The organism is Geodermatophilus chilensis, from assembly GCF_002802985.1.
In the GTDB taxonomy this organism is placed as follows: domain Bacteria; phylum Actinomycetota; class Actinomycetes; order Mycobacteriales; family Geodermatophilaceae; genus Geodermatophilus; species Geodermatophilus chilensis.
On record NZ_NVPT01000020.1, the window covers coordinates 16,013 to 42,858 of the forward strand.

Genomic DNA, 26,846 nt, shown 5'->3' on the forward strand with positions numbered 1-26,846 from the left:
CAGGAGGCTTTACCCGTGACCCAGCCGCGAGGCCCCGTCGACGCCAGCCGCGTCCCCCGGTACGCCGGCCCGGCGACCTTCGCCCGGCTGCCCCGGCTGGACGAGGTGAGCTCCTTCGACGTGGCCGTGGTCGGCGTGCCCTTCGACTCGGGGGTCTCCTACCGGCCCGGCGCCCGGTTCGGCCCCTCCCACGTGCGCGAGTCCTCCCGCCTGCTGCGCCCGTACAACCCCGTGCAGCGGGTGTCCCCCTTCGCCGAGCAGCAGGTCGTCGACGCCGCCGACATCGCGGTCAACCCCTTCGACATCCAGCACGCCGTGCGGGAGGTGCAGGCCGCGGCGACCGACCTGAGCAGCGGTGGCGGCCGGCTGGTCACGATCGGCGGGGACCACACCATCGCGCTGCCGCTGCTGCGCGCCGCGGCGGAGCGGCACGGGCCGGTGGCCGTCGTGCACTTCGACGCCCACCTGGACACGTGGGACACCTACTTCGGCGAGCCGTACACCCACGGCACGCCGTTCCGCCGGGCCGCCGAGGAGGGGATCATCGACGCCACCGCCTGCGCGCACGTCGGCATCCGTGGCCCGCTGTACTCCGACCAGGACCTGGTCGAGGACGAGGTCCTCGGTTTCCAGGTCGTGGCCGCCCACGAGACCGAGGACATCGGCTGGCGCGGCATTGCCGAGCGGGTCCGCCGCCGGGTCGGCGACCGGCCCGTCTACGTGTCGGTGGACATCGACGTCCTCGACCCCGCCTTCGCGCCCGGCACGGGGACGCCGGAGGCCGGCGGGCTGACCAGCCGCGAGCTGCTGCAGGTGCTGCGCTCCTTCGCCGATCTGCGCCTCGTCGGCGCCGACGTCGTCGAGGTGGCGCCCGCCTACGACCACGCCCAGATCACCGGCGTCGCCGCCGCCCACGTGGCCTACGAGCTGGTCTCCGCCATGGCGCCGCGCTCGCGAGCGGACAGCCGCGACCGGCTGGCGGTGGCAGAGGAGCTGGCCCAGGCATGACCGCGGTGCACAACGGGGGCTCGGCCGTCGTCGGCGCCCTCGTCTCCGAGGGGGTCGACGTCGTCTTCGGCATCCCCGGCACCCACAGCCTCGAGCTGTACCGAGCGCTGGCCTGCAGCACCCTGCGCCACGTCACCACGCGGTCCGAGCAGGGCGCCGGGTACGCCGCCGACGGGTACGCCCGCGCCACGGGCCGGCCGGGCGTCTGCTTCGTCACCAGCGGGCCCGCGGTCAACAACGTCGCCGCCCCGGTGGGCACCGCCCACGCGGACTCCGTACCGCTGCTCGTGGTGGCTCCCGGCCCCCCGCGCGGGCTCGAGGGCGCCGACGTCGGTGAGCTGCACGAGATGCGGGACCAGCGAGGACACATGGCCGCGGTGGCCGAGCGCGCGGTGCGGGTCTCCTGTCCCGGAGAGGCGGTCGCCGCCGTCCACGAGTCCTTCGCGCACTGGCGCACCCACCGGCAGCGCCCGCACTTCCTCGAGGTCCCACTCGACGTCCTCAGCGAGGCCTGGAACGGCGAGGACACCGGACCGCTGACCGCTCCCGTCCACCCCGGCCCCGACGCCGACGACCTCGTCCTCGCCACCCGTCGGCTGGCCGGGGCCGAACGCCCCGCCCTGCTGCTCGGCCGTGGCGCGGTCGCCGCCGCCGAGGCCGTCCGTGCGCTCGCCGAGCTGCTGCAGGCGCCGGTGGTCACGACCGTGAACGGCAAGGGCGTGCTGTCCGAGACGCACCCCCTCTCGGTGGGGGCTTCGGTGCGGCTGGAGCCCGCGCAGCGCCTGTTGACCGCCGCCGATGTGGTGCTCGTCGTCGGCACGGCCCTGTCCGACGCCGAGCTGTGGGGCTGGGAGCCGGATCTGCCCGGCACGGTCATCCGGGTGGACGTCGAGGCCGGTCAACTGCGGAAGCGGCTGACCCCCACCATCGGCCTGCACGGTGACGCGGCGACCGTCCTCCGCCGCCTGACCCGATTGCTGGTCGCCGATCCCGCGGTCGTCGCCCGCCCCCGGTCGGACGGCCCCGCGCGGGCCCAGCGGACCCGGCAGGACTGCGCGGCGGCTGCCGCGCCCGACGCGGGACCCTGGGCCGAGCTCAACCGCGCGCTGGCCGCCGCCGTCCCGCCGGGGACGATCGTGGCCGGGGACAGCTCCCAGGTGACCTACTACGGAACGGCACACTTCTGGCCCGTGCCCGAGCCGGCGCGGCTGCTGTACCCCACCGTCTACGCGACCCTCGGCTACGGCCTACCCGCGGCCATCGGGGCCAAGATCGGCGACCCGGGACGCCCGGTGCTCGCCCTGGTGGGGGACGGCGCGCTGATGTTCTCGCTCGCCGAGCTGGCCACGGCGGTCGAGCAACGCCTGCCCCTGCCCGTCGTCGTCGTCAACGACCACGGCTACACCGAGATCCGGGACGGCATGTACCGGGCCGGCATCCCCCCGCTCGCGGTCGACCTGCACACCCCCGACTTCGCCGCGGTCGGCCGCGCCATGGGGGCGCGGGGCGTACAGGTCCGCTCGGTGGAGGACGCCGTCTCCGCCGTCCTGCAGGCTCTCAACGCCGACGGGCCGTCGGTGGTCGAGATCGACGCCGGTGCACTGGCCGCCGCGACCGGAGGGCCCTGATGCCCTACCGACTGCGGCCCCGGGGCCACGACCCGGTCACGGTCCGGTCGCGATCCACCGTGGCGCCTGCCCTTCCCGGCGGGGAGTCCACACCATCTGCCACCAGAGCACACCCCCAGTCCACCCACCCGAGGAGATCCGATGTCCGCTCGCCGCTCGTCCCTGACGTCCCGCCCGTTCCCCGGCGCCGCCCTGGTACTGGCCGTCGCGGCGTTCACGGCCGCCTGTGGCGGCGGGTCCAACAGCGGGGGTGAGGAGGGCGCGGCGGCCGGGTCCACGGCGGGGTCCACGGCCGGCGGGGAGGCCGTGGCGGAGGTGGAGGCCGACCCGGAGCTCAACGCCATGCTCCCGGCCGACATCAGCGACGCCGGCACGCTCGAGGTCGGCACCGAAGCCCTCTACCCGCCCTACGAGTACCTGGATGAGGACGGCCAGACGATCATCGGGCTCGACCCGGACCTCCTGGACGCGATCACCAGCCGTCTGGGTGTCGAGTACACGCTCACCAACACCGCGTTCGACGGGCTGCTGCCGGCGTTGGACGGCGACCGGTTCGACGTGGTCGCCGCCGCCGTGACCGACACGACTGCCCGGCAGCAGAACTACGACTTCGTGGACTACTTCCTGGCCGGCCAGGCGATCGTCGTCGCCGCGGGCAACCCGGAGGGCATCGCGGGTGTCGAGGACCTCTGCGGCCAGCCGGTCTCCGTGCTGATCTCCTCGGCGCAGGAGGAGCTGCTCAACCGGTTCAACCAGGAGGAGTGTGCCGCCGACCCGATCGAGATCACGGCCCTTCCGACCGACCAGGACGCCCTGCTCCAGGTGCAGAGCGGGCGGGCGGTGGCCAGCTTCACCCAGGAGCCGGTCGGCCGCTACAACGCCGCGCAGATCGCCGGCGGCAACGCCTTCGAGGTGGCCAACACCGCGCCCCTCTTCCCGAGCCCGCTCGGCTACGTCTTCGACAAGGAAGACACCCAACTGCGCAACGCCTGGCAGGCCGCGCTGCAGTCCCTGATCGAGGACGGGACCTACACCGAGATCCTGGAGTCCCACGGGTTGGAGTCCGGCGCGGTCGACGAGGCCACGATCAACGCCGGCACGCAGTGACCGCGGCCACGCCGTCGCGCACCCCGACGGCCGCCACGGGACCGGGCGCACTGAAGGCCGTCCCGGTCCGCCACTACGGGCAGTGGGTGGCCGGCGCGGTGTGCGTGGCGCTCCTGGCCCTACTGGTCCGCGCCGTGGCGACGAACGAGACGATCCAGTGGGACGTCATCGGGTCCCGGATCTTCTTCGACGCGATCCTCGACGGCCTGGTCACCACGATCTGGCTGACCGTGGCCAGCATGGTCCTGGGCGTCGTCGGTGGCGTGGTCGTCGCCGTCATGCGGCTGTCGGACAACCTGCTGCTCAGGAGCATCAGCGGCGCCTTCGTGTGGCTGTTCCGCGGCACCCCGGTGCTGGTGCAGATCCTCATCTGGTTCAACCTGGCGCTGTTCTTCCCGCAGCTCGGGTTCGGCAGCCTCAGCGTCTCGACCAACGACCTCATCACCCCGTTCACGGCCGCGCTGCTGGCGCTGGCCCTCAACGAGGCGGCGTACATGTCCGAGATCGTCCGCGGCGGCATCCTCGCCGTGGACAGTGGCCAGCGGGAGGCCGCCGAGGCACTCGGGATGACCGGTGGCCTGGTACTGCGGCGGATCGTCCTGCCCCAGGCGATGAAGGTGATCATCCCGCCGACGGGCAACGAGCTGGTGACGCTGCTGAAGACGACCTCGCTCGTCGCGGTCATCGGTGCCGGCGACCTGCTCACCCAGGCCCAGGCCGTGGGCGCCACCGACTTCACCCGCCTGGAGATGCTGATCGTCGCCAGCATCTGGTATTTGGTCCTGACGACGATCGCCAGTGCCGGGCAGGCGCTGCTCGAGCGCCGCTTCCTGCGGGGCAGTGCGCACGCCAAGGGCCGGTCGTCGGTCCTCCGGCGGATCGCCACGGACCTGCGGCCGGGCCGCAACCACGACGCCGGCGCGATCGCGGCGCCGGTGCCGCCGTCCGAGGAGAGGGGGGCACGCTGATGACGACCGGTTTGACTGCGGAGGCCGCCACGGGGTCGGGAGACGAGCGCCTCATGGTGGAGGCGCTCGGCATCCACAAGTCCTACGGGTCCCTGGAGGTCCTCAAGGGGGTCGACCTGCGGGTACGTCCCGGCGAGGTCACCTGCCTGCTCGGCCCCTCGGGGTCGGGCAAGTCCACCCTGCTGCGCTGTCTGAACCACCTCGAACGGGTCGACGCCGGGACCGTCCGGATCGACGGGGACCTCGTCGGTTACCGGGTGAAGGGCGAAAAGGTGTACGAGCTCCCCAAGCACGAGGTGGCCCACCAGCGCCGGGGGGTGGGCATGGTGTTCCAGCGCTTCAACCTGTTCCCCCACATGACGGTGTTGCAGAACGTCATCGAGGCGCCCACCCGGGTCCTGCGCCAGCCCAAGGCCGAGGCCCGGGAGCGCGCGCGGGAGCTGCTGGCCCAGGTCGGTCTGGCCGACAAGGCCTCCGCCTACCCGCTCCAGCTGTCCGGGGGGCAGCAGCAGCGGGTCGCGATCGCCCGCGCCCTCGCGATGCAGCCCAAGCTGATGCTCTTCGACGAGCCGACCTCGGCCCTGGACCCGGAGCTGGTCGGGGAGGTGCTCGACGTCATGCGCCGCCTGGCCGCCGGCGGGATGACGATGGTCGTGGTGACGCACGAGATCGGCTTCGCCCGCGAGGTCGGCGACACGGTCGTCTTCATGGACGGCGGGGTCGTCGTCGAGGAGGGCACGCCCGCCGACGTCCTGGGCCGGCCACAGCATGAGCGCACCCGCTCGTTCCTCAGCAAGGTGCTGTGACGGCTCCGCCCGCCTGCCGGTGCACCGCCGGGCGGGCGGGGTCAGGCGCGGGTCAGCCGGTGGACCTCGGCGGCCACGGCGTCCCGGTCGGCGGCCAACAGCGCCTGAAGGGCCGGCACCGACCGCGCGGAGCGGGCGGCCGCGTAAGCGGCCCGCGTCCCGGACGAGCGGGCGGCCCACACCGTGGCGTTGACCGCCAGCCGGGTCCGGGCCAGCGGCAGGACGACCTGCGCCTCCGCCTCGCTCAGGGACGCCTCCCTCCCCCAGCCCGCCACCACGTCGAGCAGCCCCTGCAGCGGATCGCCGGTGAGCCGGGCCGCGTAGCCCGCTGCCACCGCCAGCTCCGCCACCCGCAGCCCGTCCAGCATGTCGCCGAAGTCCAGGACACCGGTCACCCGAGGGCGTCCGTCGACCTGCCCGACGAGGAGGTTGGCGTCGTGGAGGTCCTGGTGCACGACGGTGCGCGGCAGCTCGGCCAGCTGCGGCGCCACGTCGGCGGCGAACCCCTCGGCGGCCGCGACGGCGAGGTCGCGGGTGGCCGGGTCGGGGACGTCCGGCAGCGCCTCCAGGATCGTGCGCTGCCCGCGCGAGGCCTCCCACACGTGGGTCAGGCCGGGGGGCGGCGGAGGCGCCGCGGCGAGCGCTGCGGACAGGCGGGCGGCGGTGGTGCCGATCTCGTGCAGCAGGGTCCGGTCGACCTCGGCGGCGTGCAGCGGGAGGCCGGTCAGCCACTCCTCGACGACCACCAGGACGGGGGTCCCCCCGACATGGGTCACGGAGACGGCCGACCCGCTGCGGTCGGTGAGGATGCCGGGGACAGGCTGCCCCTGTCCGGCCAGCCGGGCCATCACGGCCGTGCGCCACTCGACCGCCGCGCGCTGCTCCCCCTCGTCACGGCTGACCTTGACCGCGAAGCCGCGGCCGGCGTCGTCCTCCAGCCGGCAGATGGTGGCCAGCTCACCCTCGACGCGCTCGATCCGCTGCGGCCGCAGGCCGTACCGCTCCCGGACGAGGCCCCGCACCTGCTCGACGGGGAGGTCGAGGACGCGCCCGGCCGCCGGCTCCGGGCAGGGCTCACCCGCGACCGCGCCCACGGGCCCCCCGCCGGTCGAGCCTGACACACTGTCGATCAACGATCCTGCCCGTCGCGCACGGGAGGGGCAATCCCGGAGAGCCCATGACGCCGCAGCGCATGCACATGGCCAACAGCTACGACCCCTCTGCCCCCCGGAGCACCCTGCCGCCCTCGGCCGCCGCGCTCCTGGAGCGACGGGAGCGCGTGCTGGGCGCTCCCTACCGGCTCTTCTACGAGGAACCACTGGAAGCGGTGCGGGGCGAGGGAACGCTGCTGTTCGACGCCGCGGGGCGCGACCACCTCGACGTCTACAACAACGTGCCGGCCGTAGGGCACTCCAACCCGCGGGTGCAGCAGGCGGTGGCCGACCAGCTCGGCCGGCTCAACACGCACACCCGGTACCTGACCCACGGGGTCGTCGACTACGCCGAGCGCCTGACTGCCCTCTTCCCCCCACACCTGCAGCAGGTCATCTTCTGCTGCAGCGGCAGCGAGGCAGTCGACCTGGCCCTGCGGATCGCCGAGCACCACACGAAAGCCGACGGCTGGATCGTGACGAGCCACGCCTACCACGGCACGACCCGGGCCGCGGCCGCTGTCTCACCCAGCCTCGGCCCGAACAACCCGATCCCCCGGCACGTCGTCCTCGTCGACGCCCCCGACCAGCTCAGGGAGGATCCGGCCACGATCGAACAGGCCTTCGCCGCCCGGGTCGCCGAGGGCATCGAGACCCTGCGGCAGCGGGGCGCGGCCCTGGCCGGGCTGCTGGTCGACTCCTGCCTGTCCAGCGACGGTCTCCAGCTGGACCCCGCCGGCTTCCTGCGCTCGGCCGTCGACCTGGTGCACCGAAAGGGAGGCGTCTACGTCGCGGACGAGGTCCAGCCGGGTTACGGCCGACTGGGCACCGGGTGGTGGGGGTTCCCCCGCCACGCCGTCGCCCCCGACCTGGTGGTCCTCGGCAAGCCGATGGGCAACGGCCTCCCCATCTCGGCCGTGGTGGGTCAGCCGTCCCTGTTCGACCGCTTCGGCCGCGACGTGCGCTACTTCAACACGTTCGCCGGGAACCCGGTGAGCATCGCGGCAGCCACCGCCGTGCTGGACGAGATCGAGACCCGGGACCTGATCCCGCACACGGCCCGGGTCGGCCGGTACCTCCTCGACGAGCTGCGGCGGCTCACGGTGGACCACGAGCGGATCGGCGAGGTCCGAGGAGCCGGCCTCTTCCTCGCCGTCGAGCTGGTGCGGGACCGGACCGGCCGCACACCGGACGCCGGAGCAGCCGCCTTCCTGGTCAACGAACTGCGCCGGCGACGGGTCCTGATCAGCGCATCCGGTCGGCACGGCAACGTGCTCAAGATCAGGCCGCCGCTGGTCTTCGACAATCCGCATGCCGAGCGCTTCCTGACGGAGTTCAGCGCGGCGCTCTCCATGCTGGAGACGCCGGGCTGATCCCGCGCCGCGCGGGGCTCACCTCAGGTGGCCGGTGTCGTTGACCAGCCGGACGGCGGCGTGCCCGTCGGAGCGCCAGGCGATGGTGCTGAACGACGCCGCCTCGAGGAACACCCGGTGGACGACGTCGTCGGGTACGTCGAGCCCGGCGGCCAGCAGCAGCTTGATCGGCGTGACGTGGGAGACGACGAGCACCGTCTTCCCGGCGTGCCCGCGCAGGATGCGGGCCCGGGCACGGGCCACCCGCTCGCTGACGTCGGCGATCGACTCCCCGCCCGGTGCGGCGACGGTGATGTCCCCGGCGAACCGTCGGGCGGCCAGCGGGTGCCGCTGCTTCGCCTCCCCGGCGGTGAGGCCCTCGAAGTCGCCGAAGTCGAGCTCGACCAGGTCGTCGTCGTACTGCACGGGCAGCCCCAGCTCCGCGCCGACGACCTCGGCGGTCTCCTGGGTGCGGCGCAGCGGCGAGGCCACGATCACGTCGATGCCGAGCTCGCCGGCCCGTTTCGCCGCCGCCTCGGCCTCGGCGCGGCCGGTGGCCGACAGCGGCAGGTCGTTGCGGCCGCTGTACCGGCGTTCCGGCGTGTGCTCGGTGCGGCCGTGCCGCAGCAGGTGCGTGACGGTGGTAACGGCGGGCGCGCGCGGGGCCACCGGCTGGACGTCGTCCCCCGCGGTGGTGGGCTCCGCGGCGGCGTCGCGGTGCACCGGCCGGCCGTCCATCGCGCTGTTGGCCAGCGCGTCGGCGGCGCCGTTCTGCGCCCGCGGCACCCAGGTGTAGCGCACGCTGCCCAGCTGCCGGGCGATCTGCTGGGCCTGCAGCGCCAGCTTCTGCATGTCGGGGTGCTTGACCTTCCAGCGACCCGACATCTGCTCGACGACGAGCTTGGAGTCCATCCGCACCTCGACGTCGGCGGTGGGGTCGAGGTCGAGCGCGGCCTGCAGCCCGGCGACCAGGCCGCCGTACTCGGCGACGTTGTTGGTCGCCCGGCCCACCGACTCCGCCCGCTCGGCGAGCACCTTCCCGGTGCGGGCGTCGCGCACCAGGGCGCCGTAGCCGGCCGGGCCGGGGTTGCCCCGCGACCCGCCGTCGGCCTCCACGACGAAGCGGCGGGTCACCGGCGGCCCTCCTTCCGCGGGAACGGGGTCACAGGCCGCTCTCCGCCGTGCGCACGAGGACCCGGCCGCAGTTCTCGCACCGCACCACCTCGTGCGGGTCGGCGTTGCGCACGGCGGCCAGCTCACGGCCGTTCAGCTCGATGCGGCAGCCCTGGCACTGGCGCGCCTTGAGCACCGCCGCGCCGGTACCGCCGGTCTGGGTGCGGATCCGCTCGTAGAGCGCCAGCAGGTCGGCCGGGATGCGGGCGGCGGCGTCGGCGCGGGCGGCCTCGTGCTGCGCCGTCCCGTCGGCGATGTCGGCCAGGGCGTCGTCGCGCAGCTGCTCGGCGCGCTCCAACTCGGCCCGCGCCGCCTCGTGCCCCTGCCGGGCCTCGGCGAGGGCGGCCTCGGCGGTCTCCAGCTGCTCCATCAGCTCGAGCTCCTGGTCCTCCAGGTCCGACTGCCGCCGCGCCAGCGACTGCATCTCGTGCTGCAGGTCGGTCATCTGCTTGGCCGAGACGCTGCCGGAGTCCAGCAGCCCCTGGTCGCGGGCCGCCCGCGCCCGCACCGTCTCGACGTCGCCCTCGAGCCGCTTGACCTCCCGCTGCAGGTCGCGCGCCTCGGTCTCGGCGCGCACCACGGCGGCGGCCAGCTCCCGCTCCTTCTCGGCCGCGGACGTGACCGCGGCGTTCTCCGGGAGCGTGCGCCGGCGGTGGGCCAGCTGCCCCAGGGCGATGTCCTCCGCGGCGAGGGCCAGCAGCTTCTGCTGGTCGAAGTGGTCGGCCTTCACCCGCTCAACCTACCTGCGGGCAGTGGGCTCCCCCGTCGCTCCCGGCGGCGCCGACTCCAGCGGGTCGGGCAGCTCCCGGAAGGTCGGGTCCCCTCGCTCGGCGGTGTAGTCCGTCTCCGCCGTCCCGTCGATGCCGGCGTCGACCTTCATCGCCCGCAGCAGCACGGTGACGAGGACGACGACCACCAGGTTGGCCAGCAGCGCCAGGAAGCCGGCGTAGATGGTGCCCGTCACGTCCAGACCCAGCTTGGCCAAGGCGAACGACGAACCGCCGAAGTGCTCGCGCACGACCGTGCCGTCCGGACCGAGCCGCGGGATGTTGTAGAGCATCACCAGGCCCGCGGCCATGCCCGCGAACCAGCCGGCGATCAGCCCACCGCGGTGGAACCAGCGGGTGTAGAGGCCCAGCGCCACCGCCGGGAGCGTCTGCAGGATGATTACGCCGCCGATCAGCTGCAGGTCGATGGAGAACTGCGGATCGATGAAGAGGATGGCCGCCACCGCGCCGACCTTCACCACCAGCGAGGTCACCTTGGCGACCTGCGCCTCCTGGTGCGGGGTGGCGTCCTTCTTGAGGAACTCCTTGTAGATGTTGCGGGTGAACAGGTTGGCCGCGGCGATCGACATGATCGCCGCCGGGACCAGCGCGCCGATGCCGATGGCGGCGAAGGCGATGCCGGCGAACCAGCTGGGGAACATCTGCTGGAAGAGCACCGGCACCACCGTGTTGCCGTCCCCGCCGATCGGCGTGACGCCGGCGGCGATCGCCATGTACCCGAGCAGCGCGATGAGCCCGAGCGCGAGGCTGTAGACCGGCAGCGCGCTCATGTTCCGCTTGAGCACGTCGCGGCCACTGGCGGCCAGGACGCCGGTGAGGGTGTGCGGGTACAGGAACAGCGCCAGCGCGGAGCCGAGGGCCAGCGTGGCGTAGCCCAGCTGACCGGTCGCCGGCAGGAGCACCCCAGCGCCTGCGGAGAACTTCTCCTCGGCCGCGCCGAAGATGGCGTCCCAGCCGCCCAGCTTCACCGGGATCACGATCACCGCGACGATGATCGTCAGGTAGATCAGCGTGTCCTTGACGAAGGCGATGAGCGCGGGGGCGCGCAGTCCGGAGTTGTAGGTGTAGAGCGCCAGGATGACGAAGGCGACGATGAGGGGCAGCTCGCCCTCGACGCCCATCGCCTTGAGGATCGCCTCGATCCCGACCAGCTGCAGGGCGATGTAGGGCATCGTCGCGACGATGCCGGTCAGTGCGACGAGCAGCGCCATGCCCGGGGAGTCGAACCGGGAGCGGACGAAGTCGGCCGGGGTGACGAACCCGCGCACGTGGCTGACCGACCAGAGCCGGATCACCACCAGGAAGACCAGCGGGTAGATGACGACGGTGTACGGGACGGCGAAGAAGCCCGCCGCACCGGCACCGAACATCAGCGCCGGCACGGCGACGAAGGTGTAGGCGGTGTAGAGGTCGCCACCCAGCAGGAACCAGGTGACCCAAGTGCCGAAGTTGCGGCCGCCCAGGCCCCACTCGTCCAGGTGCATGAGGTCCTCGGCCCGGCGCCACCGGGCGGCGACGAACCCCATCACCGTCACGACGAGGAACAGGGCGATGACGATGCTCAGCTCGACGACGTTCACTCCGTCCACGGATCAGCGCTCCTGGTCTCGTGCGTCGCCGCCGCGCGTGGTGGCGGAGTCGGTCCGGCCGCGACGGGTGGCCCGGTAGACCACCACGGTGGTGAGGACGCCGAGGCCGACGAACAGCAGCTGCATCCAGTAGAAGAAGGGCCAGCCGAACAGCGTCGGCTCCTCGCGGTTGTAGAGCGGGACCAGCAGCGGCACCACGATCGGGACCAGCAGGAGCCAGTTCCACGGGCTGCGGTCGCTGCGGACGGGCGCGAGGTCCCGCGTACGCGGATCCGTCGGCGGTCTGGTCCCCGCGCTCATCGGCCGGCCTCCTCCTCCGGGGGCCGGCCCCCGGACGTCGTCGTCCGGTCGCGGCTGCGACCGGGTCAGCGGCTGGCCCCGGCGTGCATCGTCCACGGATCGGTGCGCCGCCGGGACACGGCGACCTCCACCCGGCCGGAGAGGTCGCGGGCGAGGACGTCGGCCGCGACGGGCAGCCAGGGCCACTCGGAGGCGAAGTGTGCCACGTCACACAGTGCCGGGCCTAGTTTCTCCTGCGCCTCCGACGCGGGATGATGCCGGAGGTCGCTGGTCAGGAGGACGTCGGCCCCCGCGGCGGCCGCCGCCGGGAGCAGCGAGCCGCCGCTGCCACCGCACACGGCGACGGTCTCGATCCGGCGTCCGGGGTCCCCGGCCGCGCGGACTCCGCCGGCGGTGCCGGGCAGGGCCGCGGCCACCCGTTCGGTGAACTCCGCGAGGGTCACCGGCTCGGGCAGTCGGCCGACGCGGCCGAGCCCGGCGCGGGGGTCGGTGGCGGCCGGCTGGAGTGGGGCCGTGCCGGTGAGGCCGAGCGCGGCGGCGAGGGCGTCGTTCACGCCGGAGTCGGGCGCGCGGTCGGCGTTGGTGTGTGCGACGAACAGGCCGGCGCCGGCCCGGACCAGGCGGTGCACCAGGCGACCCTTGGGGTCGTCCGCGGGTACGCCGTGGACCGGGGTCAGGAAGAGCGGGTGGTGGGTGACGAGCAGCTGGGCACCGGTCCCGACGACCTCGTCGACGACGGCGGCCACCGGGTCGACGGCGAACAGCACCCGCTCCACCGGGTCGTCCGGATCGCCGCAGACCAGCCCGACGGCGTCCCAGTCCTCGGCCAGCGCGGGGTCGTAGCGCGCCTCCAGCGCGGCGACGGCCTCCCCCAGTGTCACGGTCACCGGCCGGAGACTAGGCCAGCCGACGGGCCCGGCCGCCGGACCGGGGGCTACACGGACCGGGGCTGCACCGGCCGGGCCATGGCGACGCGGCGGCCGTGCCGGGTCAGGCCCAGCTCCACCTCGTGCTCGGCGAGCGCCCGCAGCTCGGGTCCGAGGTCGTCGGTCACCTGCCACCCGTGCCGGGCGTACCAGGGCGCGTTCCACGGCACGTCGGCATAGGTCAACAGCGTGACCCGCCGCGCGCCGACCACCCAGGCCATCGACACCGTGGCCTCGAGCAGTGCCCTGCCGACACCCTGCCGCATGGCCGACGGGTGCACCGACAGCTGCTCGAGGTGCACCTCGCCGTCCACCCGCTCCAGGACGGCGAACCCGACCACCGGCCGCCCGACGACCAGCACCCGCCACGCCCCGGCACGCAGGGCTGCGGGAGCCGCGGCCGGCAGGTCGAGCACGCCGCGCTCCCGGAACAGCTCGTCGGCCGCCGCCTCGACGGCGGGCACCTCCAGCAGGTCCGCGGCCGACGCGACCCGGACGACGACACCGCCCACGCGCGGAGCATCCCAGGGGTGGGGCCGCGGGAGGGCACTGCGCGACGGCGGCCTCCCCCGGGCGAGGCAGGCACCGCGACCACACCCCACCGGCCGGTCGCCCCGGGACGACGGTCCGCGGGGTGGAAAGCTGGGACACCGTGGCGGAGCGGGGGTTGCGTGCACCGGCCTGGCTCGAGGAGCTGGTGCGCACGACGCCTCCCCCGGTGCCCTGGCGGGACGTCGTCCGCTTCGCCGTGACCGTGCCCGCGCCCCTCGCCGTGGCGGTCGCCGTCGAGGGCGGCATCGAGCCCGGCCCGGTGCTCGGGGCGGGCGTGTTCGCCACCACGGGCGCGCTCGCCGCCAGCCTCGCCCCGCAGGGCGGCCCCCTGCGCGACCGGCTGCGCCGCACCGCCGCGGCCACGGTCTTCGGCGGCATCGGGCTGGTCGTCGGCCAGTTCGCCTCCGGCGGCGGGTGGCTGCCGGTGGTCGTCGTCGCCCTCGCCGCCGCGCTGGCGGCCTTCGTCAGCGCGGTCAACGCCGCGCTGTCCCTCGGCGCCCTCCAGCTGCTCGTCTACACGGCCCTCGCCTCGGGTCTGGTCACCCCGCTCTCCCCCGCCGCCGAGGTCGGCTGCTTCGTCGCCGGGGCGGCGTGGGCCACGCTCACCACGCTCGTCCAGTACGCGACCGAGCCCAACGACCCCGACCGGACGGCGGTCGCCACCGTGTTCACCCGCATCGGCGAGCTGCTCGCCGCGGCCGGGACGCCGCAGGCCGAGGAGGCGCGGCGGGAGCTGACCACCGCGCTCAACGACGCCTACGACCGGGTGATCCGCTCGCGCAGCCGCACCGCCGGACGCAGCCGCGAGCTCTCCGAGCTGGCCGGCGTCCTCAACGCGGCCGCGCCCCTGGTCGAGGGCACGGTCGCCACCGCGCGCGCCGGGGCGCCCGCCGACCCGCAGGACGTCGGCGCCGTGCACGCCCTCGCTGCCGCGGTGGCCGGCAGGCAGGAGCTGCCCGGCGAGCGGCCGGAGCCCCTGGAGGAGGGCGAGCCCACCCGGCGGGCGGTGCGCCACGGGCTGCGGCTGGCGTGGAACGTCGTCGGCGACCCCGAGGAGCGGGCCGGCGCCGCGGTGCCCCAGCCGCGCCTGGACCTGCGCTCCCGCCTCCGCGAGCTCGCCGACCGCACCCTGGGCAGCCCCGACACCCGCGCGTTCGCCGTCCGCCTGGCGCTGTGCATGACGATCGCCGAGATCGCCCGCCAGTACCTGCCCATCGAGCGGCCGTACTGGGTCCTGCTGACCGTCGCGATCGTGCTCAAGCCCGACTTCGGGTCGGTGTTCACCCGGGCGGTCCAGCGCGGCGCCGGCACGCTGGTCGGCGTCCTCATCGGCTCGCTGTTGCTCGCCGTGCTGCCGCGCGACGCGTGGGTGCTGGTCGCCATGGCCGCGGCCGCCGCGCTGCTGCCGTGGGCCCGCGGCGCCAACTTCGGCCTGTTCTCCGTCTTCCAGACGCCGCTGATCATCCTGCTGCTCGACGTCGCCCTGCCCGGCGGTCCGGGGCTGGTCGGCGCGCGGCTGCTGGACACCCTCATCGGCTGCGCGATCGTGCTGGTCTTCGGCTACCTGCTGTGGCCGCAGACCTGGCGGGCGCCGCTGGACGAGGCGCTGCGCGACGCCGCCCACGCGCTCGACGAGTTCGTGGAGGCCGCCTTCACCGGCAGCCCGGCCGAGCGGCGCCGCGCCCGCCGCCGCAGCTACCGCACGCTCACCGAGCTGCACACCCAGCTGCAGCGCCGACTGGCCGAGCCGCCGCCGGTGAGCACCCGCGCGGCCGCATTCTGGCCGGTCATCGTGCAGCTGGAACGGACGTCGGACGCCGTGACCGAGGCCGTCATCGCCATCCGGCACGGCGAGCCGGCGCCCGACCTCGCCCAGGTCGCGGTCCTACGCCGCGCCATCCGCGAGCTTGAGGAGGACATCCGCGCCCACCGGCCGCCGGACGACGCCGAGATCCACGCCGACGGGGTGCTCGCGCCGGTCGCCCGCGAGGTGGACGCCGCCCGCCGGCTGGTCCGCGACGCCGCCCCCGGCCGCCGTCCCGGCACCGCCGTCGCCGACGAGTAGGCCGGCCGCACCCGGGTGAGGATGGCCGGGTGACCACGCGCGAGCTGACCGTCCGCACCGACGACGGCGTCGACCTGCACGTCGAGGTGGACGGTGTCCAGAACGCCGCCCTGACCGTCGTCCTCAGCCACGGGTTCACCGCCCGGCTCGGCGAGTGGGACCTGCAGCGCGAGGCCCTGCGCGGCCGGGCCCGGCTGGTGCTGTGGGACCAGCGCGGGCACGGTCGCTCCGGCTGGACACCGCTGACCCGCGCCACGATCGACCGCACCGGCCGCGACCTGGGCCAGGTGCTCGACGCCGTCGTCCCCGAGGGGCCGGTGGTGCTGGCCGGCCACTCGATGGGCGGGATGAGCGTCCTGGCCCTGGCCCGGCAGCGCCCCGAGCTGTTCAGCAGCCGCGTCGTCGGCGCCTTCCTGCTGGCCACCTCCGCCGGCGGGCTGGTGAGCGACGGGCCGGTCGGGCTCGGCGTCCGGGTGCTGCGTGCGCTCGGCCTGCTGCCGGTCTACCTCTGGCTGCTGCAGCTGTGGGCGCCGCTGCTGGAGCGCTTCCGCCGCCGCGGCACCCGGATCGGGCGCTGGTACACCCGCCGCTACCTGTTCGGCAGGGACGACGCCGACCCGGAGCAGGTCCGGAAGGTGCAGGACCTGCTGGAGGAGACGCCGCTGCCGGTCACGATGGCGTTCTACGCGACCCTCCTCGACCACGACGAGTACGCCGCGCTGCCGGTGCTGGGCCGCGTGCCGGTCACCGTCGTCGCCGCCACCCACGACCGGCTCACCCCGCTCGGCCACGGACGCCGGCTGGCGGAGGAGATCGGCCCGTCGGCCGAGCTCGTCGTCGTCGACGGCGCCGGCCACAGCGTCAACCTGACCCGCACCGCGACCGTCGACGCGGCCTTCCTCCGGCTGCTCGACCGCGCGGAGCACGCGGCCCGGGCAGCCTGACCTCCGGTGGACGTGACCGCGACCACGTGGTCGGGTAGGGGCCACCCCGAGGGGGCGACGGCGTTCCCGTGGCCCCCCGCGGAGCTGGGACGACGGCCGGCCCGGACGAGGCGGGGTGGGAGGAGCTGACCGTGGACCGCATGAGTCCGACCGATGCCGGGTTCTACTACGCGGAGAGCGAGGACACGCCGCTGCACGTGGGCTCCGTCGCGGTGTTCGAGGGGCCCGCACCCTCCTACGGCGACGTCGTGCGGCTGCTGCTCAGCAAGCTCCCGATGGTGCCCCGCTACCGGCAGCGGGTCCGACGGGTGCCGCTGGACCTGGGCCGGCCGCTGTGGATCGACGATCCCCACTTCCAGATCCTCTACCACGTCCGGCACACCGCGGTCCCGAGCCCGGGCGGCGAGGAACAGCTGCGCAACTTGGCCGGCCGCGTCCTCGGCCAGCGCCTGGACCTGGCGAAGCCGCTGTGGGAGCTGTGGTTGGTCGAGGGGCTGGAGGACGGCCGCTGGGCGCTGATCTCCAAGGTGCACCACTGCATGGTCGACGGCGTCGCCGGCAGCGAGCTCATGCAGCTGATGTTCGACCTGACGCCCGACGCCACCCACAGTGAGCCGCAGGACTGGACTCCGCAGCGCAGCCCGTCGTCCCTCGAGGTGGTCGCCGGCGCGGTCCAGGACGCCGTCACCCACCCGCTGCGCGAGCTCACCCGGCTGCCGGGCGCGGGCGGGGTCCGCGGTGCCGGCCGCACCGCCGTGAAGGCCGGCCGTTCGCTGGCCGCCACCATGCCCAGGACGGCCCGCCAGGTGGCCACCCCGACCGCCCGTTCGCTCAACGGGCCGATCGGCCCGCACCGGCGCTGGGCCTGGGCCGACGCCGAGTTCGAGGACCTCCGGCGGGTCCGGACTGCGCTCGGCGGCACCGTCAACGACGTCGTCCTCGCCGCCATCACCCGTGGCTTCCGCGACCTGCTCGAGCGGCGCGGGTCCCTGCGGGACGGGCTGGTGGTCCGCTCGATGGTGCCCGTGTCGGTCCGGCGACCCGACCAGCACGGGCAGCTGGACAACCAGATCTCCGCGGTCTTCGTCGACCTGCCCGTCAGCGAGCCCGACCCGGTGGCGCGGCTGACCTCGGTCCGCCGGCAGATGGACGAGCACAAGAGGCGCATGCAGACCGTCGACGCCCGCTCGATCATCGCGATGGGCGACTTCGTGGCGCCGACGATGCTCGCCCTCGGCGTGCGGGCCGCGCTGGCCGCCGGGCAGATGTGGTGCCAGGCGGTCACGACCAACGTGCCCGGGCCGCGGGTGCCGCTCTACGTGCTGGGCCGCCGGATGTGCTCGGCGCACGCCTACGTGCCGATCGCCGGCGGCACCCGGGTCTCCATCGGGATCTTCTCCTACCTGAGCTCGATGACCTTCGGGATCAACGCCGACTTCGACGCCTTCCCCGACGTCGACGTCCTCTCCCGTGGCATCTGCACGGGCGTGAGCGAGCTGCTCGAGGCAGCCTCAGCGGCCACCCCCGCCAGCGCCGCGACCTGACCGGTCGGCCGCCGCGATCCGCCGGTTCGCTGCCGCGACGGCCGGGTAGCCGGTCGGCGTGGCAGCCCCCGAGACCGACCTCACCGTCGCCGTCACCGGTCCCACGGGGACCTTCGGCAACGGCCTCGTCCCGCTCCTGCAGGCCGACGACCGCGTGACGCGCATCGTCGGCATCGCCCGCCGGCCGTTCGACCCGGCCGAGCGGGGCTGGACGAAGATGGAGTACCGGCGGGGCGACGTCCGCGACCCCGCGGCCCTGGAGGAGGCCTTCGCCGGCGCCGACGTCGTCGTCCACCTGGCGTTCCTCATCACCGGCAACGCCTCCCGGCAGACCACCCGGGCGATCAACGTCGACGGCACGCTGAACGTCTTCCGCGCCGCGGCGAGCGCCGGCGCCCGGCGGTTCGTCTACGCCTCCTCGGTGGCCGCCTACGGCTGGCACCCCGACAACCCCGAGCCGATCCCCGAGGACTGGCCGGTGCGCCCTGCCGCCCGGCTGTTCTACGCGCAGGAGAAGGCCGAGCTCGAGCAGCTGCTCGGCGCCGAGTCGGCCACCACGCCCGGCCTCGCGCTGTACCTGCTGCGCCCGTCGATCGTCCTGGGTCCGAACGCCGTCGGCGCCAAGGACGTCCTGCCCGGCCCGCTCGCACCGCTCGGCCGACGGCTCTTCGGCCGGCCGCGGCGGCTGCCGGTGACCATCCCGGTGGTCGCCCCGGGGCTGCGGCTGCAGGTCGTGCACGAGGAGGACGTCGGCCGCGCGCTGCAGCTGTGCGTTGTCGCCGCCGGCCCGCCCGGCGCCTACAACATCGCCGGGGACGGCGTGCTGACCGTCGCCGACGTGGCCCGCGAGTTCGGCGCGCTGCCGATCCCCGTGCCCGCCGCGCCCGCCGAGCTGGCCGCCCGCGCCGTGGCCCGGCTGCCGTTCCTGCCGCCGGCCGCCGAGTGGGTGGAGGCGGCCAGCCGCCCGGTGATCATGGACACCGCCAAGGCCAAGCAGCAGCTGGGCTGGCGGCCGCGCTACACCGGGTGGGAGGCCCTCCGGGCGACGCTGGCCTGAGCCTCAGGGCGCCGGCGCGACCGCCGGCAACCACGCCAGCACGTGCTCGGCCAGCAGCTCGGGGCACTGCAGCTGCGGCACGTGCCCGACGCCGGACAGCTCGACGTAGCGCCAGTCCGGGTGCCGCCGGGCGACGTCGCGCGCCACCGAGACCGGTACCAGCCGGTCGCGGTCGCCGTGCACGAGCAGCACCGGCACCTGCACGCCGGCCATGGCGCGGCGCAGCAGCCGCGGGTCGGCCAGCAGCAGGAGCAGCGACCGCGCCGCGGTGAGGAACGCGCGGTCCATGCCGGCGACGTCACGTCGCTGGTCGACCAGCGCGACCGAGCGGTCGACGAGCGACGGCGGGACGGCGTCGGGGTCGACGCCGCACAGCTCGAGCAGCTCGCGGACCGTGGCCCGCGCCCCCCGCTCCCGGCGCCGGGAGGCCAGGTAGCGCTCCCCCACGCCGGGCAGGGCGTAGAGCCCGAACGCCGCCGCGACCCGGGGGTCCGGACGCCCCCGCGGACCGGGCAGCGCAGGGTCGACCAGCACCAGGCCACTGACCTTCGCCGGCGAGCGCTGCGCCTCGAGCACCGAGACCATCCCGCCCATCGAGTTGCCGACCAGCACCACCGGCCCGCCGGTCACCTCGCGGATGAAGCGGTCGAGGACCACGACGTTGTCGCGCACGTTGGCCGTCCGCTCCCCCGGCTCGCTGCGGCCGAAGCCGGGCAGGTCCAGGGCGTGCACCCGCGCGTGCGGGGTGAGCAGCGGGGCGAACAGGTCCCAGTTGAGGTGCGAGCCGCCCAGCCCGTGCACCAGGACGACGGTGGGGCCGTCCTCGCGACCGCCGAAGTCGACGTGGTGCACCGGGCCGTCGAGGTCCACGGTGCGGCTGTGCCCGGGGGTGCCCCCAGCCTCGGTCTGGGCGTCCATGCCTGTACCGTGCCACGCCGACGTCGCCATCCCCGCCCCGGGGCCCGGGGCGGCCAGATGTGTCACACCCCACAGCCAGGCTGCCGATGGGTGTATCAGGGGCCGCCCCGGAGTGTCAGGAGCAGTACCCGGTGGTACCTGCACGGCGGCCGCCCACGACGGCCGGCTGACGAGGAGGACGACGTGACGCGAGGCGATGGACCGGCCCTGCCGCTCTACCTGAGCGAACCCGGCCGGGCGGTGGCCGACTTCGGCCTGTACCTGGCGGCGCGGCCGCTGATGCCGCGGCTGCCGCACGGTGACGGGCACCCGGTGCTCGTGCTGCCGGGGTTCATGGCCGACGACGCCTCGACGCGGGTGCTGCGTGCGACGCTGCGCCGGCTGGGCTACCGCGTGCACGGCTGGCGGCTGGGCCGCAACATCGGCCCGACCGCCGCCTGCGTGGCCGGCATGCGCGACCGCATCGACGACCTCAGCGACCGCTACGGCCGGCCGCTGTCCCTGGTCGGCTGGAGCCTGGGCGGCATCTTCGCCCGCGACCTCGCCCGCCGGACGCCGGACTCGGTGCGCCAGGTGATCACCCTGGGCAGCCCGTTCCGGCTCACCCGGCACAGCCAGAGCCGCGCCTCGCGGGTCTTCGACCGGTACTCGCACCTGCACGTCGAGCACCGCTCGCTGCCGCTGGAGGCCGACGGTTCACCCCTCCCGGTGCCCGCGACGTCGATCTACTCGCACTACGACGGCATCGTGCACTGGCAGACCTGCCTGGAGACCCCCGGCCGGCGCTCGGAGAACATCGCCGTCATGGCCAGCCACCTGGGCCTCGGCCACCACCCGGCCGCCCTCTGGGCCATCGCCGACCGGCTCGCCCAGCCCGAGGGCACCTGGGAGCCGTTCCGGCCGCCGGTGTTCCTGCGCCCGGCCTTCCCGCGCCCCGACGTCCCGGCGCCGCTGACCGACGCGGCCGCCGCAGCCTGAGCTCGTGCGCACGACGTCGAGTGGTGAGCTGTCGTGGTCTCCACGGGCGTGGGACCACTGCAACTCGCCACTCGGCGGGCGGGTACACGGTGGGCGCGGCCGGGATCGAACCGGCGACCGCTCGCTTGTAAGCAGTACCGGCGTAAGCGCTGTGCTGACCTCGGAGTTTACAGGTGACCGGGGAGCGAAAGCGGCACTGTTACGTGGTCGCTCGGCGCCGGAGGGCGGACCTCGGCGGCCCAGCCCTCCTGGTGCGACGGTCAGGACGACTACTGGACCTCGTCCGCCGTGTACATGCAGTTGTTCGCACAGAACCGGCGCTCGGCGGCCCAGCCCACCGGCTCGGACTGCTCGGCCACGGTGATTGCTCGTTCCCTCACCTGAAGCGGATCGCCACAGCGCGGGCAGGCGGTGTCGGTCGGGCGGACGCGGGTGTTGTTCTGCATCTTGGGCACACTACTGGTGACCTGACGGCACCGTTCCGTTACTCCGGTCCCAATCTGAGTCGGTCGCCGCATGGGGCGCTGCCCCTCCCAGGCGGGTCCTGTCTCAATCGTTCAGACACGCGGTGTATCTGATTCAGTCACAATCGGTGACCTTCGTCTCTGTTGATGGTCGGTGGCCGCGGGCACGATCGAGGGCGGCCCCGCCCGGTGCGTGACCACCTGAGCGGGGCCTTGATCCCCAACCCCGCACGAGAGTCGAGGACCCAATGAGCACCGTAGACACCACCCACACCCCCGCCGATGCCGTCGCCGCGGTGCAGCAGCTCGCGGACGACCGTGACCGCCTCCTCGGGCTGCTCGCCGACGTCCTCGCCGGCCACGTACAGACCAGCTGCGACGACACGGCGCTGATCCTGCTGTCCGCCGAGGCGCTGGACGGGATCAGGGCCGCGCTGGAGACCCGCTGTGCGACCTGCGGGGAGCTCACGTGGCGGCCCGGCCCGTGCGACCTGTGCACGTTGGGCCAGCTGGACGCGAGCTCAGCGGCCTGACCCCGGCCGGCGCGGCTCAGCGCGGGAAGAACCGCAGCCGCGCGGGTTCGGGTGCGTCGATGCCGGCGCCGATGCGGCGGACGAGCTGCATGACCTCGTCCGCGGCGAACACGCTCAGCCCTTGGTCCTTGGCGTCGTCGAACCATGCCCGTGCGACCGTCCGGGTGGCCTGGGCCAGCGGGACTCCGCGCTCGTCGCGGACGGCGAGGATCGCACGGACCACGGCCGGGGTCAGCTCACGCTCGAGGTCGGCGAGGCGCTGGGGGCGCTGCCGGAAGGTCATGTGTCCAGCATGGCCCCGGCCGCCGGGACCGGGCACGCACCGGGCCCCGCCGTCATCACGACGGCGGGGCCCGGTGCTGTGTGGGTGGGTGCCCCGGCCCGGCGGGCGGCGACGACGACAGAGGCCGCCCGCCGGGTGGGTTGTGCCCGGGGCCCGCCCGCGCGGCACGCACCACGCACGCGGACGCCCCCGGGTCGTACCCCGCGGCGCTGGACGGATCGCCGGGGGGCTGAAGGATCCCCTCCCCGACCATCGATCCCGCGGCCCCCGACTGATGGATGCCGAGACCGAAGGGGCGCAGGTGACGTTGACGCCGCGGAGGACTCCTGTCAGTCGCCGGAGCCGAGCCCGGCCCCGCCGACCGCGACGCCGAGCACCTGCGTCCCGTCGGCCAGGTCGGGCGTGACCGCCTTCACCGCCGCGGCCCGGTCCTTCGCGCGGACCCGGTGGACCGTGCGGTGCCCGTTGGGCGCCTCGGTGAGCACCTCGAACACCTCCCCGGACTCGTCGGTCTGCGTCTGCCGGTCGCCGGACTCCGGCGCCTTCGTCCTGCTCGCCATGATGTGACCTCTCAGCCGGAGTAGTTCGTCAGACGGAACGCGTCGGGGATGAGCACGTCCGCGCCGGTCCGCCAGTGCATGTAGAACCCGCGGGCGCCGATCGGTGTCCGCCCGGGACCCATGAGGTGGGGGATCACCTCGACGGTCGTACCGATCCTGTCCACGATGGCGTACTGCGTGAAGTCCCCGCTCAGCAGCGCATAGTCGGGGGAGGTGGCGGTCAGGGCGCCGTCCATGTGCGAGTTCTCCACCACCTGCCAGCCGGCCATCCGCGGCACCGGCCCGGAGTCGTCCACCAGGCTGTCATTCAGCCCCGCGGCCACCGGCAGCTGCCGGAAGCCGTTGAGCACGCTCAAGTTGCACATGAACCGCGCCCGGGGGCGCCACCGCGCCGGCAGGGCGGCCTGGTTGGCGAACACGTCGGCCGCGGCCAGCGCGTTGGTGCCGGTGGCGAGCACCGACCCGGGCACCGCCGACACCGCGGTGATCACGCCGCGGGGCTGGCCGGTGCCGGTGCCGAGGGTGAACGCGGCCGCCTCCAGCTGGGCCTTCGCGTCGGTGAACAGCGCGCCGATCTGCTGGCCGAGGTCGGCCGAGTCCTCGAACAGCTCGATCGACACCGGCACGAACGCCGCACCCTTGTGGACGGTCACGGCCGGGTTGAGCAGGCTCGGGCTGTCGTCGCCGACCTCGGCCAGCTCCGCATCCCACGAGGCGGTGACCCCGGCGCTGGTGACGAACCGCTTCTCACTGCTCGCGGTCGTTGTCACCCGCGCCACCTGCCGCATGGGGCTCGCCGACCCGGCCGAGCTGATCAAGATCGCCGGGTCGAGCTCGTACGGCACCAGGTAGCCACCCGCGCCGGGCACGCCCAGCGACATGGCCCGGGACAGGGTGGACACGCGGCGCACCGCGGCCCGCTCCTCCGGGCTCCACTCGTAGTGCCCGTGCTGGGGATCGGCCAGCCAGCGCAGGAAGGCGCTCCTGTAGGCCGGCTGGGACAGCTCCACCGTGGCCCGGGCCAGACCGGCGGCCGGGTCGTCGTCGGCCTCCACGTCCACCGTCACCCGCTGCCGGACGGCGTCGGGCAGGGCCTCACACCGCTCGATCGCCGTGAGGGCCTGACCGCGCAGCACCCCGGGCTTGACCCCGGCGCGCAGCTCGGCCACCGGCTCGGCCCACGGGTCGCCGGTGAACTTCCCGGCGCGGGCGGGGGTCCTCGGCGGGACGCCGTAGTCGTCGCCGCCGGACATGACGGTCGCAGTCTTGGAACGGCCCGCGACCACCTGGGCCAGCGCGTCCTCCCGCTCGAGCTTGTACAGCTCGGCGTGTGCCTCGCGGCTCCGGGCCTCCTGGGCGGCCGTCAGCCGCTCATAGCCGGCGAGCCGGATCGTTTCGTGCCGCAGCTCGCCGATCCGGCGGTCGCGGTCTTCCTGGGTCAACACAGGGGGTCCCTCCTACGGGGAGTCGGAATGGGGCGCGCGTCATCGCTGCGCCTCTCGATCCGGCGGCCCCGCGGGAGGCTGGACGCCACATGGGCGCCACGGCTCCGGCGGCTCGGACGCCCCATGGGGCGCCCTGGTCGGCGGTGCACTGCCGGTCCGCCGACCCCTGGGCCGGAGACCTCGCCGTGATCATAGACGAGGGCGCCGACAGGACCAGGTGGGGGCGGATCCGCCCCCAACCGGTGAGCCCTACACGTCGTCGTCGTCGGCGGCCAGCTCCAACAGGGCGACCTCGGCCGACAGACTGACCATGCGCTCGGCCATGACGACGGCCAGCTCCCTCGCCCGCGGCCCGTCCCCGGCGGCCAGGGCCTCGGTCATCTCGTGCACCAGGGCCTCGCCGTCGGGCGGCAGCCACTCCACCGGCCCCGTCACCGTCGTTCCCTCCGTCGCCGTTCGACGTACTCGATCCATTCCGCCCACGGCCCGACCGTCGGGTCCGGGGTGCGCGCCGGTGTCGGGAGCTGCCACGGGCACTCGCCCGGCATGTAGGACCAGTGCACGGCCCGGAACACGTCCAGGCTCGACACCCCGGCGGCGGCGCACCACGCACGCCACGCGGCCCGCCACCGTTGGAACCGCTCGCGGTCGTTCTCGCCGGCCGCCACCTCCTCGGCCGTCCGCGGATAGACGCGCATCCCCGGCGGCACCAGGCGGACGAACTCCTCCGGGCTCAGCGGCTTCCGCCGCCTCGTCGACTTCACGACTGCACCCCGTACACGCCGCGGGCCGCGCGGCGCTGCAACCGCGGCCGGGCCTCCGGCGCCTCGTCGTCGTCCTCGTAGGGCACCCGCAGCGCGGCGATCAGCCGGGCCAACGTGATGCGCTGCTGCCGGGCCTCGACCAGCAGCCCCCGGGCCCGCGGCCAGTCGGCCAGGTCCACCGCGGCGACCTCGGCCTCCAGCCGCTCCAGGACGTCGGCGGTGCGGCAGGCGGCCAACAGCACGGCCCGCTCGTGCTCGGCCAGGTCGTAGTCGGCGGTGACCTTCCGCCAGAGCCGTCGGCCAGCCGGTGCGAGGCCGCTCACGGGCGATTTGGCGCTCATGGGTCCTCCCAGGACGGTTTCAGGTCTGTGTGTGTGGTTCGCGGGACCGGCGGGGTCGGCCGGGGCGCGCGTGATCACGTCGCGACCCCACCCCCCGGGGGGCTCCTGTGCACCCCGGGCCGGTTGGTCAGTGGCCGGGCCGGCGCGCCCACCGGTCCGCGGCGAGGCTGTCGGCCTGCTCGGCGGGGACGCGGCGAGAGCGGCGGCGGCCGAGGCCAGCACGGCAGTCGGGACACCGGGCGTCCCGCCGCAGTCGCGGGTGCCGGTCGAGTGGCGCGTAGCAGGTCGGGCAGCACGCCCCGAGGTGTCGGCGGGTGGCCTGGGCGTCCTGGGACCCGAGGTCGGCCGTGTCGGGCCCGAGGGAGCGTCCGAGGTCCGGCGGGTGGTGGCCCGGTTGCCCGGCGTCCTCCGGCTGGGGCTGCTGGGCCTCGCGCTCGGCTCGGGCTCGGCGATTACCTCTTGGTGATCTTGTCATCGTCGGCGTCCTTCGTAGTCAGCTGTCCGAAATCGGACAGCTGTCGTCGCTGTCGCTGTCGTGGTCGCTGTCGTGGTCGTCGTGATCGGCTGCGTGGCAAGTCGCTGTCGTCGTCGCTCGGTCGCTGTCGCACTCGCGTCGCGCTGCGCTGGTGCTGCTCGCTGCGAGATCCAGGTCTCGTCGAGACATCGATCTCGCAGCGGCTCGCGCTGCTGCTGGTGCTGGTCGCGCTGCTCGTCGTGCTGCTGCTGCTGCGCGTCGTCGTCGTCGTGGTGTCTCGTGTCGTCGGCGTGTCGCCGTGATGTGCCTCGCCTGCCCGCTGTGCGGGCCGCTGCCTGTCCGTGGGGTGCACGCCGGTACCTGGGGCGCCAGCCGCCCCTCTACTTCCGTCACGTGACGCATCACCGGGCGCCCCTGGTCTCGTCGGGCCGCATCCACCCGCACGTCGGGCAGCGCAGGCGGGCCTCCCGGGCCTCCGCCCAGGCGATCAGCTCGGCCACGAACCGCGCCGCGGCCCGCAGGTTGTCGATCTCGAACGCCCGCGCGCACTCCGGCGGATTCAGCTCGGCCGGGTCGTACTCGGCCATCAGGTGCGGGATGTCCTCGTAGCCGCCGTAGAGGCCGACGACCTGCACGGCCCTGGCGATGCCGGTGTAGAGGTCCGACCGGGCGCGGCGCTCCTCCTCCGCCGGGTCCCGCGGCGTGCGCGGCCTGCGGGCGGTCACAGCTCGACCCCGGGCCGGGGGTCGGTGAGGACCACAACGCGGGTGCCGTCGGCGGTGGCCCCCCGCTTCACCCATCCGGCCGCGACCAACGCAGTGAGGCTCCGCAGCACCATGCTGTGACTGGTCTCGGCCGCCTCGGCGAGGTCGAGTGTCGGCGGCATCGGGATCGCCGTGTCGGTGTCGACGCCGAAGTCGGTCAGCCGGGCGGCGACGACCTTGACGTCGCGCGGCAGGCCGCTGTCGGCGACCGCCCGGCGCCACTGGACGGCGGGGAGGACGGGCAGCGGGTCGGGCTCGACGGCGGCGGGCGGTCGCCGACCTGTCTCCTATACCCATCTCCGAGCCCACGAGACCGTACTACAACTCGTATGCACTCGTCTGCCTGAAAAAAAAAACAGTCTA

General features: G+C 74.4%; 29 protein-coding genes. 13 read left to right on the top strand and 16 right to left on the bottom strand.

Going from position 1 to position 26,846, the window contains the following annotated elements; genetic code table 11:
• The first annotated feature begins 15 nt into the window (after positions 1-15).
• From speB to CNO22_RS05350, 5 genes are all read left to right on the top strand, one after another.
• Positions 16-1,008, top strand: coding sequence for an agmatinase (speB, locus tag CNO22_RS05330; protein ID WP_100498300.1), 993 nt, complete (start codon positions 16-18; stop codon positions 1,006-1,008).
• Complete coding sequence (locus CNO22_RS05335; RefSeq protein ID WP_100498301.1) at positions 1,005-2,636, top strand: thiamine pyrophosphate-binding protein; 1,632 nt, start codon at positions 1,005-1,007, stop codon at positions 2,634-2,636. The genes speB and CNO22_RS05335 overlap by 4 nt, the downstream gene beginning before the upstream one ends.
• Before the next feature lie 141 nt (positions 2,637-2,777).
• Positions 2,778-3,743, top strand: a complete 966-nt coding sequence (locus CNO22_RS05340; RefSeq protein ID WP_100498302.1) for an ABC transporter substrate-binding protein — start codon at positions 2,778-2,780, stop codon at positions 3,741-3,743.
• Positions 3,740-4,711, top strand: a complete 972-nt coding sequence (locus tag CNO22_RS05345; protein ID WP_100498303.1) for an amino acid ABC transporter permease — start codon at positions 3,740-3,742, stop codon at positions 4,709-4,711. Before CNO22_RS05340 ends, CNO22_RS05345 begins: the two co-directional genes overlap by 4 nt.
• Complete coding sequence (locus CNO22_RS05350) at positions 4,711-5,517, top strand: amino acid ABC transporter ATP-binding protein (RefSeq protein WP_100498304.1); 807 nt, start codon at positions 4,711-4,713, stop codon at positions 5,515-5,517. Before CNO22_RS05345 ends, CNO22_RS05350 begins: the two co-directional genes overlap by 1 nt.
• 41 nt (positions 5,518-5,558) lie before the next feature.
• Here CNO22_RS05350 and CNO22_RS05355 read toward each other — a convergent pair whose 3' ends face one another.
• On the bottom strand, positions 5,559-6,611 hold the full coding sequence (locus CNO22_RS05355) for a phosphotransferase (RefSeq protein ID WP_157936814.1): 1,053 nt from the start codon (positions 6,609-6,611) through the stop codon (positions 5,559-5,561).
• 83 nt (positions 6,612-6,694) lie between these two features.
• Between CNO22_RS05355 and CNO22_RS05360 the strand changes: the two genes are divergently transcribed.
• Positions 6,695-8,041 carry an aspartate aminotransferase family protein gene (locus CNO22_RS05360; RefSeq protein ID WP_198588118.1) on the top strand — a complete coding sequence of 449 codons (1,347 nt, stop codon included), beginning with the start codon at positions 6,695-6,697 and terminating at the stop codon, positions 8,039-8,041.
• Positions 8,042-8,059: 18 nt separating this feature from the next.
• Here CNO22_RS05360 and CNO22_RS05365 read toward each other — a convergent pair whose 3' ends face one another.
• The 6 genes from CNO22_RS05365 to CNO22_RS05390 form a co-directional block, all read right to left on the bottom strand.
• Positions 8,060-9,154 carry a bifunctional RNase H/acid phosphatase gene (locus tag CNO22_RS05365; protein ID WP_100498306.1) on the bottom strand — a complete coding sequence of 365 codons (1,095 nt, stop codon included), beginning with the start codon at positions 9,152-9,154 and terminating at the stop codon, positions 8,060-8,062.
• Between the two features lie 28 nt (positions 9,155-9,182).
• Complete coding sequence (locus CNO22_RS05370; RefSeq protein WP_100498307.1) at positions 9,183-9,923, bottom strand: zinc ribbon domain-containing protein; 741 nt, start codon at positions 9,921-9,923, stop codon at positions 9,183-9,185.
• A gap of 9 nt (positions 9,924-9,932) precedes the next feature.
• Complete coding sequence (gene mctP, locus CNO22_RS05375; protein WP_100498308.1) at positions 9,933-11,570, bottom strand: monocarboxylate uptake permease MctP; 1,638 nt, start codon at positions 11,568-11,570, stop codon at positions 9,933-9,935.
• A gap of 3 nt (positions 11,571-11,573) precedes the next feature.
• Positions 11,574-11,870, bottom strand: coding sequence for a DUF3311 domain-containing protein (locus tag CNO22_RS05380; protein WP_100498309.1), 297 nt, complete (start codon positions 11,868-11,870; stop codon positions 11,574-11,576).
• A 65-nt stretch (positions 11,871-11,935) separates the two neighbouring features.
• A complete protein-coding gene (locus CNO22_RS05385) occupies positions 11,936-12,757 on the bottom strand; it encodes a Nif3-like dinuclear metal center hexameric protein (protein ID WP_100498310.1) in 822 nt (273 codons plus the stop codon).
• A gap of 47 nt (positions 12,758-12,804) precedes the next feature.
• On the bottom strand, positions 12,805-13,308 hold the full coding sequence (locus CNO22_RS05390; RefSeq protein WP_100498311.1) for a GNAT family N-acetyltransferase: 504 nt from the start codon (positions 13,306-13,308) through the stop codon (positions 12,805-12,807).
• Between the two features lie 122 nt (positions 13,309-13,430).
• Between CNO22_RS05390 and CNO22_RS05395 the strand changes: the two genes are divergently transcribed.
• From CNO22_RS05395 to CNO22_RS05410, 4 genes are all read left to right on the top strand, one after another.
• The gene (locus tag CNO22_RS05395; RefSeq protein ID WP_100498312.1) at positions 13,431-15,413 is read left to right on the top strand and encodes an FUSC family protein; all 1,983 of its coding nucleotides are present in this window, start codon (positions 13,431-13,433) and stop codon (positions 15,411-15,413) included.
• Positions 15,414-15,442: 29 nt separating this feature from the next.
• Positions 15,443-16,357, top strand: coding sequence for an alpha/beta fold hydrolase (locus CNO22_RS05400; protein ID WP_100498313.1), 915 nt, complete (start codon positions 15,443-15,445; stop codon positions 16,355-16,357).
• 140 nt (positions 16,358-16,497) lie between these two features.
• Entirely contained in the window at positions 16,498-17,901 is a 1,404-nt protein-coding gene (locus tag CNO22_RS05405; protein WP_232806810.1) for a WS/DGAT/MGAT family O-acyltransferase, read from the top strand.
• A gap of 58 nt (positions 17,902-17,959) precedes the next feature.
• Positions 17,960-18,958, top strand: coding sequence for an NAD-dependent epimerase/dehydratase family protein (locus tag CNO22_RS05410; protein WP_100498315.1), 999 nt, complete (start codon positions 17,960-17,962; stop codon positions 18,956-18,958).
• 3 nt (positions 18,959-18,961) lie between these two features.
• Here CNO22_RS05410 and CNO22_RS05415 read toward each other — a convergent pair whose 3' ends face one another.
• Positions 18,962-19,876 carry an alpha/beta fold hydrolase gene (locus tag CNO22_RS05415; protein ID WP_100498316.1) on the bottom strand — a complete coding sequence of 305 codons (915 nt, stop codon included), beginning with the start codon at positions 19,874-19,876 and terminating at the stop codon, positions 18,962-18,964.
• Between the two features lie 183 nt (positions 19,877-20,059).
• Between CNO22_RS05415 and CNO22_RS05420 the strand changes: the two genes are divergently transcribed.
• Together CNO22_RS05420 and CNO22_RS05425 are read left to right on the top strand one after the other, a co-directional pair.
• Positions 20,060-20,854, top strand: a complete 795-nt coding sequence (locus tag CNO22_RS05420; RefSeq protein WP_198588119.1) for an esterase/lipase family protein — start codon at positions 20,060-20,062, stop codon at positions 20,852-20,854.
• Positions 20,855-21,566: 712 nt separating this feature from the next.
• The gene (locus CNO22_RS05425; RefSeq protein ID WP_100498317.1) at positions 21,567-21,851 is read left to right on the top strand and encodes a hypothetical protein; all 285 of its coding nucleotides are present in this window, start codon (positions 21,567-21,569) and stop codon (positions 21,849-21,851) included.
• 16 nt (positions 21,852-21,867) lie between these two features.
• On the opposite strand, the gene CNO22_RS05430 is transcribed toward CNO22_RS05425, so the two are convergent.
• The 6 genes from CNO22_RS05430 to CNO22_RS05455 all read right to left on the bottom strand — a co-directional run bounded on the left by CNO22_RS05430 (position 21,868) and on the right by CNO22_RS05455 (position 25,244).
• Positions 21,868-22,134, bottom strand: a complete 267-nt coding sequence (locus CNO22_RS05430) for a hypothetical protein (protein WP_100498318.1) — start codon at positions 22,132-22,134, stop codon at positions 21,868-21,870.
• A 329-nt stretch (positions 22,135-22,463) separates the two neighbouring features.
• Positions 22,464-22,694: a hypothetical protein gene (locus CNO22_RS05435; protein ID WP_100498319.1), complete on the bottom strand. Its 231-nt coding sequence runs from the start codon at positions 22,692-22,694 to the stop codon at positions 22,464-22,466.
• A gap of 11 nt (positions 22,695-22,705) precedes the next feature.
• Positions 22,706-24,139, bottom strand: coding sequence for a phage major capsid protein (locus CNO22_RS05440; RefSeq protein ID WP_100498320.1), 1,434 nt, complete (start codon positions 24,137-24,139; stop codon positions 22,706-22,708).
• Between the two features lie 249 nt (positions 24,140-24,388).
• On the bottom strand, positions 24,389-24,574 hold the full coding sequence (locus CNO22_RS05445) for a hypothetical protein (protein WP_100498321.1): 186 nt from the start codon (positions 24,572-24,574) through the stop codon (positions 24,389-24,391).
• Positions 24,571-24,903, bottom strand: a complete 333-nt coding sequence (locus CNO22_RS05450) for a hypothetical protein (protein WP_100498322.1) — start codon at positions 24,901-24,903, stop codon at positions 24,571-24,573. Before CNO22_RS05450 ends, CNO22_RS05445 begins: the two co-directional genes overlap by 4 nt.
• Positions 24,900-25,244: a terminase gene (locus CNO22_RS05455; RefSeq protein WP_100498323.1), complete on the bottom strand. Its 345-nt coding sequence runs from the start codon at positions 25,242-25,244 to the stop codon at positions 24,900-24,902. The genes CNO22_RS05450 and CNO22_RS05455 overlap by 4 nt, the downstream gene beginning before the upstream one ends.
• 459 nt (positions 25,245-25,703) lie before the next feature.
• Here CNO22_RS05455 and CNO22_RS27490 point away from each other — a divergent pair, with 459 nt between their 5' ends.
• The gene (locus CNO22_RS27490) at positions 25,704-26,021 is read left to right on the top strand and encodes a hypothetical protein (RefSeq protein WP_157936815.1); all 318 of its coding nucleotides are present in this window, start codon (positions 25,704-25,706) and stop codon (positions 26,019-26,021) included.
• A 99-nt stretch (positions 26,022-26,120) separates the two neighbouring features.
• Here CNO22_RS27490 and CNO22_RS05460 read toward each other — a convergent pair whose 3' ends face one another.
• Both CNO22_RS05460 and CNO22_RS27495 read right to left on the bottom strand, forming a co-directional pair.
• Positions 26,121-26,444 (bottom strand): hypothetical protein, encoded by a 324-nt coding sequence (locus CNO22_RS05460; RefSeq protein ID WP_100498324.1) that lies wholly within the window; start codon positions 26,442-26,444, stop codon positions 26,121-26,123.
• Complete coding sequence (locus tag CNO22_RS27495; protein WP_157936816.1) at positions 26,441-26,605, bottom strand: hypothetical protein; 165 nt, start codon at positions 26,603-26,605, stop codon at positions 26,441-26,443. Before CNO22_RS27495 ends, CNO22_RS05460 begins: the two co-directional genes overlap by 4 nt.
• Positions 26,606-26,846: the final 241 nt, after the last annotated feature.